Source organism: Ensifer sp. ENS02, from assembly GCF_014851885.1.
In the GTDB taxonomy this organism is placed as follows: Bacteria; Pseudomonadota; Alphaproteobacteria; order Rhizobiales; family Rhizobiaceae; genus Ensifer; species Ensifer adhaerens.
Window position 1 is genome coordinate 1 of record NZ_JACVAO010000113.1, and the last position, 201, is coordinate 201.

General features: G+C 50.7%; 1 protein-coding gene. It reads left to right on the plus strand.

Going from position 1 to position 201, the window contains the following annotated elements; all coding sequences use genetic code 11:
* Positions 1-201 (plus strand): hypothetical protein (locus IB262_RS35815; RefSeq protein ID WP_210337886.1); only part of this gene is annotated, 201 nt, incomplete at both ends.

The window sequence follows — 201 nt, forward strand, 5'->3', positions numbered from 1 at the left end:
TCCGTCCGGAATCGCGTCATCTCAAAAAGCAATTCCAGGAAAAGTGCGAAGCGGTTTTCCGTCCGGAATCGCGCCATCTCAAAAAGCAATTCCAGGAAAAGTGCGAAGCGGTTTTCCGTCCGGAATCGCGTCATCTCAAAAAGCAATTCCAGGAAAAGTGCGAAGCGGTTTTCCGTCCGGAATCGCGCCATCTCAAAAAGC